The sequence below is a fragment of the Roseibium alexandrii DFL-11 genome, from assembly GCF_000158095.2.
Classification (GTDB): Bacteria; Pseudomonadota; Alphaproteobacteria; order Rhizobiales; family Stappiaceae; genus Roseibium; species Roseibium alexandrii.
In genome coordinates this window covers 5,289,413-5,300,256 of record NZ_CM011002.1, presented here as the reverse complement: position 1 = coordinate 5,300,256, position 10,844 = coordinate 5,289,413, and the positions used below count along the sequence as shown (strand labels likewise).

Here is a 10,844-nt window from a genome sequence, read left to right as displayed (position 1 = left end):
CGCAGGACGTGTAGGTATAACTTCAGATGTCGATCGGCTCGAGTTGCTCCTAAATTCGGGACATGATCCAATCCGTAATAACAATCTTTGGTGGGCTCGGCCTGTTTCTGCTGGGCATGCACCTTATGACCCGGGGATTGCGGCAGCTCGCGGGAAACCGGCTCCGCCAGTACATTCAAAATTCAACCAGAACACCCGCAACCGGTGCCCTTTCCGGCGCATTGGCAACAGCCTTGTTACAGTCGTCCAGCGCAACCACTGTCGCGACAGTCGGTTTCGTCAGTGCGGGATTGATGACATTTCCGCAGGCCCTTGGGGTCATTTTCGGGGCAAACATCGGCACGACGATTACGGGCTGGATGGTCGCCCTCCTCGGCTTCAAACTCAAGATCGGCCTGCTGGCCCAGCCGTTGATCTTTTTTGGTGTTCTTTTGCAACTGTTCGGCCGCGGCCGCTGGCAACCGTTCGGCCTGGCGATCGCCGGGTTTGGCCTCCTGTTCGTCGGCATAGATACATTGACGCAGGGCTTTTCTATTCTGGAGGGCCGGATCACTCCGGATGATTTTCCCGGCGATACGTTCCTTGGCCGGCTTCAACTGGTTCTGATCGGAGTGGTGATCACGCTCATCACCCAATCCTCAAGCGCCGGTGTTGCAACAGCACTGGCAGCCCTGACGGTTGGAGCAATTTCCTTCCCGCAGGCTGCGGCTCTTGTCATTGGTATGGACGTTGGAACAACAGCGACTGCAGCGCTTGCAACCGTCGGCGGATCGGTTGCATCCCGCCGCACAGGGTTTGCGCATGTCGTTTATAATCTGATGACCGGTTTGATAGCGTTTTGCCTCCTTGTTCCGCTCGGCTGGCTCTACGCGGCTGCCGGGCCGCACCTTGACCCCCAGATTGCGCTGGTCGGCTTTCACACCGTGTTTAACCTAATCGGAGTACTGGCCGTCGTTGGCGTTACAAAGCATTTCGCACGTTTGATCATATGGCTGATCCCGTCCAAGGGAGCAGACCCGGCCGAGCGGTTGGACGATCGCCTCTTAAAATATCCGCAAGCCGCTTTGGATGCAGCGCGCGCAGCCGTGCAAGATCAGGCAAAACTGCTTTTCGGAGCAGTCTCAGATGTACTTCGGGCAAAGCCAGAAGGAATCCCACTCGTTTCCCCTGATGCATTTGAGCAGACGAACACATCCCTCCGGTCCTATTTGGATCGCATCAAAACAGGGCCGGACGATCCCGCTGCCAATGCAGACCACATTCACCTTTTGCACGCACTCGACCATATGGACCGGCTGACCGACCGGCTCCGCCAGAGCGACCGGATCGAGACGATCCAAACAACAGAGCACCTCACTCGGTTCGGGCATCAACTTTCCGGCCTTGCGGGACGTTTCGTTGAGGCTGACGGTAGCCCTGCCCTTCCCACTGAGTTTGATGCGCTTCGGCAAGCATTTAGAGAAGAACGCCGGCTGACCCGGGAAAATACCTTGAACCAGGCCGCCAACGATCAGGTTGGTCTGGAAGAGGCCATCGCCCGCGTCGACAGCATCCGCTGGCTGCATCGTACAACCTACCATTTATGGCGGATCTCGGTGCATCTCGTGGACGGAAGGAACAGCGAAGCTCCCAAGACCGAAGCGCGTCTTGAGATGGAGATGGAGTTGGACCAAACCTGACCACATATCCGATCAGGCTTCAGTTTAGGCGCGCGCTCAACAGGTCGGAGAGAGCCCGAACACCGCCGCGAATTTGATCCTCCGTTGCCCCGGCAAATCCGATAATCAATCCAGGCTCAGGTGCTGCGTCCAGATAACAGACGGACAACGGTGACACGGAAAAACGGCGGGCTTGCATGCCGCGCGCAACATTCCGATCATCCAAGTCTTCGTTAAAGCGGACAGTCACCTGCACGTTGCCGAGCGGCGGCTCGACTGACACTGCATTGCCCAGCACTTCTTTAAGCGCCGCGACAAGGTCGTTGCCCCGTTGCTGGTAGACGGACCGGATACGTTTCAGGTGCGCCCGGTAATGTCCGCTGTCGATGAAGTCGGCGAGCGCGATCTGGGCATGCACATTGGCCAGTTGCCCCATGTTCCGGAAAACTCCGGCTAACGGACCACAAAGGTCCTCCGGCACAACGGCATAAGACACCCGCAGCCCAGGCAACAGGCTCTTTGAGAAGGTGCCGAGATAGATCACCTCTCCACCACCTGCGAGCCCTTGAAGAGCGGCAACCGGGCGGCCTTCGAACAGAAACTCGCTGTCGTAATCGTCTTCGAGAATTGTCGCGCCCATTCGGGAAGCGTTCTCGATCAAGGCGAGCCGCCGGGCGAGCGGCAACCGGGCCCCGAACGGATACTGATGGGACGGTGTGACGTAAATCAGCCTCGGGTGTGGGCTGTCCTTCTGGAGGCCATCCGGCAGGACCCCATACTCATCCACCGGCAAACCCCGGATATTCAATCCTGCCCCATGAAAGGCCGTCCGCGCGCCCATATAGCCCGGATCCTCAATCCAAGCTGTATCGCCAGGATCCGAGAGTGCCTGGGAAATGCCCGCGAGCGCCGCCTGCATTGATGGAACGATCAGGATCTGGTCCGGTGTGGCACGGACACCGCGCTCACTTGCAAGATAATCCGCAAGGATCGCTTTCAACGGAGGATAGCCTGATGGATGCTGATAGAGCAGATCGGTTGACCGAACCGTTCTCACAGCTCTGCGCAAACAACGTGCCCAGTTTTCATAGGGAAAGATATCCAATGCAGGCGCACCCGGCTGCAGCGCTTCATGGCGCTGACCCCAGCTGTCGCCACGCAGGTTCCTCGCGAGCTGGTTCCCCCGTTTGGAAAGTCCGCGCGGAGGCACAGTGTTGACGCTTTGTATTTTGGCGCCTTCAGGTAAGGTGCCGCCAACAATCACTGGCGCAACGCCTACGCTCACCTCTACGATCCCTTCTGCCTTTAACAGCTCATAGGCCGTGTTGACCGTGTTCCGCGAGATACCTTGCTGCTGCGCAAAACTGCGGGACGATGGCAAACGCATGCCCGCTTTCAAGCGCCCCTGCCCGACCGCCTCGCGCAACGCTCTGTAAATCTGCTGGCTTAGTGGAACAGACGATGACCGGTCCAGGTCACAGACACCTTCGAGCAGTTCTGGTACTTTCATTTTTTCAAAACCGGACCTTTCTATGGAGCCAGATTATCGATCATAACCGGCATACACAAGAACGCGATCCGAGAAGAACACGATGAAACACGAAAAACCCGACCTGCCCCCCTACGCCAAAATCCGGCAAATGAATCGCGGCGGGTATGACAAGGAACTGGCAAACGAAATTCTGGATGCCGGTCTGGTCGCGCATTGCGGCTTCATCCATGAAGGCCGCCCGATGGTTATCCCGATGGTCTACGCACGCATCGGCGACAAGCTCTACATTCATGGGGCCAGCACCACCCGGATTATCAAGGACAACAAGGCCGGTGTCCCTGCAAGCCTCGAGGTAACCCTGTTGGACGGCCTGGTGTTTGGCCGGTCCGCTTTCCATCACTCCATGAACTTCCGGTGTGTGATCGTTCATGGGACCGCGCGTCTCGTAGAAGATCTTGAAGAAAAGAACATCGCCCTTGCCGCGATTACCGATCACATGGCCCCGGGCCGGTGGGCGGAATGCCGCGAGATGTTGCAAAAGGAACTGAAAGCCACCGGTGTGTTGGTTCTCGATGTGGAGCACGTGAGTACCAAGGTACGCACAGGCCCTCCGGTCGACGATCCGATTGATATCGGCACGGACATTTGGGCCGGAATAGTCCCGGTCGCCACCGGTTTCGGCCAACCCTATGCCGCAGCGGATGTACCGGACGGCGTTGAGCCACCGGCCTCCATTCTGGCAGCACGGCAGAAATTTGCCTGACCAAGAAGCTGAAAAAAGAAGAACCCCGCTGCGACTGCAACGGGGTTTTCAATGCCCACGAGTGACCGCCCTGTCACAAGTTAGCTGGACGCCAGGATCCGCTGTACTTTTTTGCAATAGCGGCGGCTGATCGGGTTCATCCGCTTGGCATAGTGACCAGCGTTGTAGCGCAGAATGGTTCCGCACAGATCGCCATTTGCCCGATCATGTGCTCCGGCAAGGTATTTCATCCCCCATTCGAGATTGGTTTCTGGGTGGTAGAGCGCCTTTGTAGATCCGCGATAGCCCATACCGCGCGCTGTCGCCGGCTTGATTTGCATCAGGCCGACTTCGCCGGCAGCCCCGCGCGCCCGTGAATTGAAGTTGCTCTCAACCTCGACAACCGCCTTTGCGATCTTGATCGGCACGCCGTGCTTTTTGGCTGCCTTGCGGATGAGAGACGCATATTTATCTTTGCGGGGATTTCCCGTCTTAGTGGATTTGGCGCCTGAGGAAAGCGATGCAACACTGCGGTTGCCGCCGTATTCATTGAGCACAGTCCGCGGATCAGCAGCGATGGCTTGCGCCGGGATCATAAGAGTTTGGGCGAAAACACACAGCGCCCCAGTAGCTATTTTAATCGACCGTAACATTCGTCCAGCCCGTTTGGTTTTTGATGTAAGGTTTTCGGAGCGGAGAAATGGCCGAGTTATGGGACGAAATTTTGCACTGCAAAATCACGAATTATTACAATATGTTTCAGAATTTTACTGATTTTTGCATCGCAACATCAGAAGAGTCTGCAATTTGTGTCAGAGCTGTGACACATCGCAGACCAAACCGGGGCACAGTTGTGCAGATTGTGCCCGCCACTTTCATCAAGGATTAACGGAAGGAAAGCGCCACTCGGGCGTTCACGAAACTTGGTTCAGCCAGACCTATTTCAAAGACGGCAGCTTGGATAGAAGGTTGTGAAGTGTTTCGATTGTTGAAGCGTCCACCACGCCGTCAACTTTCTCGGGGCGGAAGTGGCGCTGAAAGGCCGTCACCACTTCGCTCGTGCGGCGGTCAAAGCGGCCATTGATGTCGACTTCGTATCCATAAAGCGCCAGCATGGACTGCAACGCTTCAACGGGTTGGCCTTCTTCACCCTCCTGCATGAAGAGCCCGGAACCAATAGGTTCTGGCACCACGTAATGACCAACGCCGGCAGCAGCCAGCTTGTCCCAAGGGAACAATTCACCGGGATCTTCTTTGCGGCTTGGAGCGATGTCGGAATGGGCCAGCACCATCCACGGATGGATTTGATGCCGGGCACACACATCAGCGCAAAGCGCAATGACCGCCTCTATTTGAGGCTCGGCGAAGGACCGATAACCGAATTCATGTCCAGGATTGACCATCTCAACGCCGATCGACCTGGAATTGATGTCCCGCTCGCCCTTCCAGAAACTCTTCCCGGCATGCCAGGCACGCCGGGCTTCCGGGACGCATTGCAAAATAGAGCCATCTTCTTGAACGACATAATGTGCAGAAACCTCAGAACGCGGATCGCACAGTCTTTGCAGAGCCTCTTCCCCGGTCTGCATGCCAGTGTAGTGCAGGATCAGCATGTCAATCGGCGCCTCCGCCGCACGGTCTCCATGGTTCGGAGATGGATGAACGCGTGCCTTGACGCCGGTATCAGTCGCAACGCTCATATGCCCCTTTCCGCGCAGATCTGCGCCCATGCCTCATTCAATGCGGCCAGGCGGTCATTGGCGATCCGGACAAATTCCTCCGGAACTCCGCGGGCAATAAGCCGGTCAGGATGGGTTTCTTGAACTTCCCGCCGGTAGTGAGCTTTCAATTCAGCATCGCTGGCCTGCGCACCAATTCCCAAGACTTCGTAAGGATCCCCGTCTTTGCGGACATGGCGGGCAAGTGCTTTGGAAAACTCACGATCATCCAGTCCAAAAACCTTAGCCACTTCCGAAAGGTAGCTTATTTCGCTCTGGTGCACGACGCCGTCAGCTTTGGCAATGTGAAAAAGGCCATCCAAAATATCAAGCAGTGTCTTCCGGTCATAAGGGAAGAGGTCAGCGAGTTTTTTGGCGTAAACGTCAAAACCCGCGATATCTTCCTGAGCGAGATTAAACAACCGCGCGACGTTCTTTTCTTCGCTCGGGGGCACATCGAAGAGTTCCCGAAAGGCAATCACTTCGTCGGCAGTTACAACGCCGTCAGCCTTTGCCATTTTTGCTGAAAGCGCAATCATTGCCACAGTGAAACCGACTGTGTTCACACCCTCAGGCCGAGCCAACACAAGCTGAACAAGCCTGTCAACAATCTGCGCTCCGCCAGTTCCAATCGCACCGACTATGCTTCCGATGCTGCTCCAGACGCTCACACTTAAACTCCCTTGAGGGTTCGATTGCCGATCATTCAGCCCAAACCCGGAGCAGCTGGAATCGCCGGGATCGACTTCAAAACCCTTCTAACTGCACATCGGGGCTTTGGCTAGCTGGCCTCGAAACCCTGCCTATTCTAGGCATTGGGATCACCTAACAACCTGCTTTTTGACGCAAGCTCGCTGTATTGTTGGAAAACAATGAGATTCATGATGGTTAAAGACTTTTGCCCTACTTTAGCGCAACCGTTTATCCGAAATGGTGCCGAGCTGAATGGCCACGTCATTTGTCAGAAGTAACATTGTTATATTTTTGATATCCATGTCGCTGGTAATGCTTCTGGCTGCAGGCGTCTACGCGAGCAATCGGCTATTGACCCATTGGCTCCTGGTTAAGGGCTTGGAACAGACCTATGCTGCGTGGGCGGATACGGTCTACGACACCTTACAGCCGCGTGAGGTCCGGGACACAGCAGTCTTGCCGCAGACCCTCGATGGCCTGCGTATGACGTTGACAAGTGATGGGCGATCAAACGCGTATCACGAACAAGTCGATACGTTACAGAATTCGTTGCAATCCGGTCATGCGCCGGCCGGAGTCCTTCACTTTTCCATCTTGCCATCTGCCATGGAAACCCGCGAAGGGCCGCAGTCTGCTGCCTGGGCATCGCCCGAGTGGGAGGAGAAAAACCTCTTCCTGGCGCCGCAGACCCTGACAGATGCAAAGGTCGCGGCTTTGAGTTCACCTCGAATTCTGGCCATTCCCGACATGAATACAGTCGGGAAATTCGGGAACAAAGCAGTCATCGTGTATCCGGCCAAGGATGCGAATTCGCGCAGTCTGATTGCCCTGGTAAGCACAGCGACTATCATGAAAAGCCTTGTACCCCTGCTCTTTTCAGTGAGTGCGGCAATCGGAGGCTTGTGTCTCATATCCTTTTTGTTCGCCGGCATTCTGCTCTGGATGCGCTTTCGCGAACAACTGCAGACCAGCAAAAACATTCAGTACCTGGCGCATCATGACACGTTAACCGGGTTGCCGAACCGGGCCGTCTTCAATGCACGTTTGAGTGAAGCGCTCCGTTTTGCCCAGGCGAAGGCATCGAACATCGGTGTCATGATCATCGACGTGGACAAGTTCAAGGAAATCAATGACACCCATGGCCACGGGATTGGAGATGTTTTTCTGCAGATCATTGCGGACCGTTTGAAATCGGTCTTCAGCGGGCATCTGGTTGCGCGTCTGTCAGGGGACGAGTTCGCCGTCATGCTAACCTCGGTCTCGGATACTGGCCGCATGGCACGTTTGGCAGCTGACATGATCAGTGCCACAGATCCGCCCTGCAATATCGACGGCCGGGAAATCAAAATATCCTTGTCCATCGGATTGGCGCGGGCCACCGATGGATCTTGGCGCTCCTCACGTTTGCTTCACTGCGCAGACCTCGCACTTTACCGCGCAAAACACGAAGGTCGGTCCACGTTCTGCTGGTACACACAGGACTTGGATGCGGAAGCTCAGAAACGAAAAGAGATCGAACAGGGTCTGGTCAAGGCTCTCAAGTTCGATCAGTTGAAACTCAAGTATCAGCCTCAATACGCTCTGAGTGATGGCTCATTGAAGGGATATGAAGCACTGATCCGCTGGGAGCATCCCACCAAGGGCATGATGCGCCCGGATTCGTTCATTCCGATTGCAGAAGACACGGGCCTGATCGAAGACATTGGCAATTGGGTCTTGGAGCAAGCTTGCAGGGAAGCTGCGCTGTGGCCCAACTCCAATCGGCGGGTAGCAATCAACATGTCCCCTGCCCAGTTCGCAGCCGGCGACATACAAAAGCGCGTGGCGCGCGCCCTTCAGAGCTCAGGCCTGGACCCGAAACGTCTTGAAATTGAAATCACTGAGAGCTTGCTCATTTCCAATACTGATTCCGTCGTCCACACGCTCCGGCAAATCCGCGATATGGGCGTTTCAATCGCCATGGACGACTTCGGCACCGGTTACTCATCGCTAAGCTATTTGAGCCTGTTCCCGTTCGACAAGATCAAGATCGACAAGGCCTTCATCCAAGATCTTGGCAAGGAAGCCAGCACGGATGCAATTGTTACGTCAATCGTCGGTCTTGGCAGGTCTTTGAATGTCACCATCACCGCAGAAGGTGTTGAAACCGAAGAGCAAGCCATTTTGCTTCGCGCCGCCGGTTGCGATCTGATCCAAGGGTATCTGTACGGCAAACCTGATGACGTAAAGGTTCATGAAACCGTTCAAGCCGATATGACAGCCAAGATTCGCTCAGTGAAAAAGACATGGGCGACACAATCTGCAAAACCGGGTTCAGACCCAGCCACAAATTCTAGCGGGCCGCAGAAAGCCTTCGTCAAATCTGCGAAATCTGACATGGAAAGCAGTAACAGTTTACCGACCGACGCTTCCTTTGGAACACCGGTCGCTGTTCAAGGTTCCTGATACAGTTTGGCTAGGCTGCTCCCTGTTTCTGCCGATCAGACTTACGTTCAGAATATCGATCCACCAAATAGTCAGACCGCCCGCGCACCAACAGTGTGAACTTCATCAGCTCTTCCATGACGTCCACAATACGGTCGTAGAGTGGTGATGGCAGCATGCGTCCGTCATCATCAAACTGGGTATACGCCTTCGGAACCGAGGATTGGTTCGGTATCGTGACCATCCGCATCCAGCGGCCAAGGATCCGCATCTGGTTAACAGCATTGAAAGACTGGGACCCACCCGAGACTTGCATCAAAGCTAGTGTTTTGCCTTGTGTTGGACGGACGGCCCCGGTGCTCAACGGGATCCAGTCGATTTGAGTTTTCAAGATGCCTGTCATAGCGCCGTGGCGTTCGGGCGAACACCACACCTGAGCCTCCGACCAAATGCTCAGATCCCGCAGTTCAGCCACTTTGGGATGACTTGCATCGGCATCATCTGGCAACGGCAATCCTGAAGGGTTGAAGATCCGGGTTTCCGCCCCGAAAGCCGTCAACAGGCGGGCAGCTTCTTCAACCAGCAATCGGCTATAGGACCGCTCCCGTAAAGATCCATAGAGAAGCAGTATGCGCGGCGGGTGATCGAATGCTGCCGCCTGATCCACTTTTCCAGCGGTTACGGGCTTGATGTCCGCAAAGCTCACATTCGGGAGGTCCTCAGGTTTTCCGTCAAACATTTGTGCTCCCGGCGTTGACCACTTCCCCATCTTCCTTTGTGAATGCGCCGATATCGACCGGAAGCAAATCAACGACCCTTTCTGAGGGCCTGCAGAGCCGGACACCCTTGTCGCTCACGACGACAGGTCGGTTGATCAAGATCGGGTGCTCCATCATGAAGTCGATCAACTGGTCATCGGTCCATTTCTCATCGCCAAGCCCCAGTTCATCAAAAGGTGTCCCCTTCTGGCGGAGCAAATCGCGGACTGAAATCTCCATTCTTGCGATCAAATTCACCAGCTCGTCGCGGGATGGCGGCGTTTTCAAATACTCGATCACGACTGGGTCAACGCCAGCCTTGCGGATCATCTCCAGCGTGTTCCGGGACGTCCCACATTTCGGATTGTGGTAAATTGTGATGGTCATTTTAGTGTGTTTCCTGATTGGGGGCGCTGATGGGAAAGCAGCAGATATCGGGATTGTTGCCGCAACAGTCTTCGATGAGAAATCCAAGCAAGGATCGCATCCTCAGATAGTCGACGGAGTAATGGATGTGCCGCCCTTCCCGGCGCGTGTTCAAAAGCCCGGCTTTTTCCAGAGTTGCCAGATGGAAGGACATCCTGGTGGGCGCTACGTCGAGGCGCTCTGCGATTGCGCCGGACGGAAGACCTTGGTCTCCCTCCATCATCAACAGCCTGAAAGCCGCCAGCCGGTCTTCCTGGGCGAGAGCGCCAAGAGCCATAATTGCATCATCTGATCTCATAATTCGATACTACAAGAATTATTGCAGTATTAAAACGAAAAACTGCTTTAGGGGCCGCAGAACCATTTTTACATGGCAGCTGCAGCGCGGGCGGCTTGGTCGTAGTTTCCGGAAACGAGGCGAAGGGTTGCGGCAAGCCGGGAGAGTTCGCTCTCATCGAGCCCAAGCGCTTTCATGGGCTCGACCAGGAGCGCCTCCCGCAAGCGTCGATATTCCATGCATGCGGTCTCACCCTCGGGGGTGATCTCAGCGGTTTTTTCCTTGCCGCGCCGACCAGAGGTAATCAGTCCGGCTTTCTCAAGTTTTTTGAGCGCGTAGGTCACCGTATGCGTGTCTTCGATGTTCAGGACCAGACAAATATCGGACAGTGTCTTAGCGCGCCCGCGGTGATTGACCGAGTGGAGAACCAAGACATCAAGAGGGCCGAGCCCCTCCGAGCCACTGGCAGCCATACAACGGACCATCCAGCGATGATATGCGTTGACCATCATCGTGACGGCAAACTCGATTTCCGAGAGGGCCGGCATGGCACCGGACGCAAGATGAGCGGCCGAAACCACAGGACCAATTTGGGCATCGGAGTTGGGTTTCGGTCGCTCAGTCATTAATCGTTCTCTCAAGTTGTTCTGGAATGC

Annotated in this window: 11 protein-coding genes; 3 read left to right on the top strand and 8 right to left on the bottom strand. The window is 55.4% G+C overall.

Annotation, left to right across the window (positions count from 1 at the left end; all coding sequences use genetic code 11):
• The first annotated feature begins 62 nt into the window (after nucleotides 1-62).
• Nucleotides 63-1,679: a Na/Pi cotransporter family protein gene (locus SADFL11_RS24435; protein ID WP_008194243.1), complete on the top strand. Its 1,617-nt coding sequence runs from the start codon at nucleotides 63-65 to the stop codon at nucleotides 1,677-1,679.
• Between the two features lie 19 nt (nucleotides 1,680-1,698).
• Here the strand turns inward: SADFL11_RS24435 and pdxR are convergent, their stop codons facing one another.
• Entirely contained in the window at nucleotides 1,699-3,168 is a 1,470-nt protein-coding gene (pdxR, locus tag SADFL11_RS24430; protein WP_008189547.1) for a MocR-like pyridoxine biosynthesis transcription factor PdxR, read from the bottom strand.
• 82 nt (nucleotides 3,169-3,250) lie between these two features.
• Here pdxR and SADFL11_RS24425 point away from each other — a divergent pair, with 82 nt between their 5' ends.
• Entirely contained in the window at nucleotides 3,251-3,913 is a 663-nt protein-coding gene (locus SADFL11_RS24425; protein WP_008192638.1) for a pyridoxamine 5'-phosphate oxidase family protein, read from the top strand.
• A gap of 80 nt (nucleotides 3,914-3,993) precedes the next feature.
• Here the strand turns inward: SADFL11_RS24425 and SADFL11_RS24420 are convergent, their stop codons facing one another.
• The 3 genes from SADFL11_RS24420 to SADFL11_RS24410 form a co-directional block, all read right to left on the bottom strand.
• A complete protein-coding gene (locus SADFL11_RS24420) occupies nucleotides 3,994-4,488 on the bottom strand; it encodes a lytic transglycosylase domain-containing protein (RefSeq protein ID WP_008190181.1) in 495 nt (164 codons plus the stop codon).
• 342 nt (nucleotides 4,489-4,830) lie between these two features.
• The gene (locus SADFL11_RS24415; protein WP_040452371.1) at nucleotides 4,831-5,592 is read right to left on the bottom strand and encodes an N-acetylmuramoyl-L-alanine amidase; all 762 of its coding nucleotides are present in this window, start codon (nucleotides 5,590-5,592) and stop codon (nucleotides 4,831-4,833) included.
• Entirely contained in the window at nucleotides 5,589-6,281 is a 693-nt protein-coding gene (locus tag SADFL11_RS24410) for a J domain-containing protein (RefSeq protein WP_040450865.1), read from the bottom strand. The genes SADFL11_RS24415 and SADFL11_RS24410 overlap by 4 nt, the downstream gene beginning before the upstream one ends.
• A 322-nt stretch (nucleotides 6,282-6,603) precedes the next feature.
• Between SADFL11_RS24410 and SADFL11_RS24405 the strand changes: the two genes are divergently transcribed.
• Nucleotides 6,604-8,748, top strand: coding sequence for a putative bifunctional diguanylate cyclase/phosphodiesterase (locus tag SADFL11_RS24405; RefSeq protein ID WP_134853131.1), 2,145 nt, complete (start codon nucleotides 6,604-6,606; stop codon nucleotides 8,746-8,748).
• A gap of 10 nt (nucleotides 8,749-8,758) precedes the next feature.
• Here the strand turns inward: SADFL11_RS24405 and arsH are convergent, their stop codons facing one another.
• The 4 genes from arsH to SADFL11_RS24385 form a co-directional block, all read right to left on the bottom strand.
• Nucleotides 8,759-9,466, bottom strand: coding sequence for an arsenical resistance protein ArsH (gene arsH, locus SADFL11_RS24400; protein ID WP_040450866.1), 708 nt, complete (start codon nucleotides 9,464-9,466; stop codon nucleotides 8,759-8,761).
• Nucleotides 9,459-9,872, bottom strand: coding sequence for an arsenate reductase (glutaredoxin) (arsC, locus tag SADFL11_RS24395; RefSeq protein ID WP_008193122.1), 414 nt, complete (start codon nucleotides 9,870-9,872; stop codon nucleotides 9,459-9,461). The genes arsH and arsC overlap by 8 nt, the downstream gene beginning before the upstream one ends.
• Nucleotide 9,873: 1 nt before the next feature.
• Nucleotides 9,874-10,188, bottom strand: a complete 315-nt coding sequence (locus tag SADFL11_RS24390) for an ArsR/SmtB family transcription factor (RefSeq protein ID WP_008194405.1) — start codon at nucleotides 10,186-10,188, stop codon at nucleotides 9,874-9,876.
• A gap of 89 nt (nucleotides 10,189-10,277) precedes the next feature.
• A complete protein-coding gene (locus tag SADFL11_RS24385; RefSeq protein ID WP_008189441.1) occupies nucleotides 10,278-10,814 on the bottom strand; it encodes a winged helix DNA-binding protein in 537 nt (178 codons plus the stop codon).
• Nucleotides 10,815-10,844 lie beyond the last annotated feature (30 nt).

Bases quoted from the DNA above. Each gene is read 5' to 3' on its own strand.
- SADFL11_RS24435 (WP_008194243.1), top strand. From the start codon at position 63: ATGATCCAATCCGTAATAACAATCTTTGGTGGGCTCGGCCTGTTTCTG.
- pdxR (WP_008189547.1), bottom strand. From the start codon at position 3,168: ATGAAAGTACCAGAACTGCTCGAAGGTGTCTGTGACCTGGACCGGTCA.
- SADFL11_RS24425 (WP_008192638.1), top strand. From the start codon at position 3,251: ATGAAACACGAAAAACCCGACCTGCCCCCCTACGCCAAAATCCGGCAA.
- SADFL11_RS24420 (WP_008190181.1), bottom strand. From the start codon at position 4,488: ATGATCCCGGCGCAAGCCATCGCTGCTGATCCGCGGACTGTGCTCAAT.
- SADFL11_RS24415 (WP_040452371.1), bottom strand. From the start codon at position 5,592: ATGAGCGTTGCGACTGATACCGGCGTCAAGGCACGCGTTCATCCATCT.
- SADFL11_RS24405 (WP_134853131.1), top strand. From the start codon at position 6,604: ATGTCGCTGGTAATGCTTCTGGCTGCAGGCGTCTACGCGAGCAATCGG.
- arsH (WP_040450866.1), bottom strand. From the start codon at position 9,466: ATGTTTGACGGAAAACCTGAGGACCTCCCGAATGTGAGCTTTGCGGAC.
- arsC (WP_008193122.1), bottom strand. From the start codon at position 9,872: ATGACCATCACAATTTACCACAATCCGAAATGTGGGACGTCCCGGAAC.
- SADFL11_RS24390 (WP_008194405.1), bottom strand. From the start codon at position 10,188: ATGGCTCTTGGCGCTCTCGCCCAGGAAGACCGGCTGGCGGCTTTCAGG.
- SADFL11_RS24385 (WP_008189441.1), bottom strand. From the start codon at position 10,814: ATGACTGAGCGACCGAAACCCAACTCCGATGCCCAAATTGGTCCTGTG.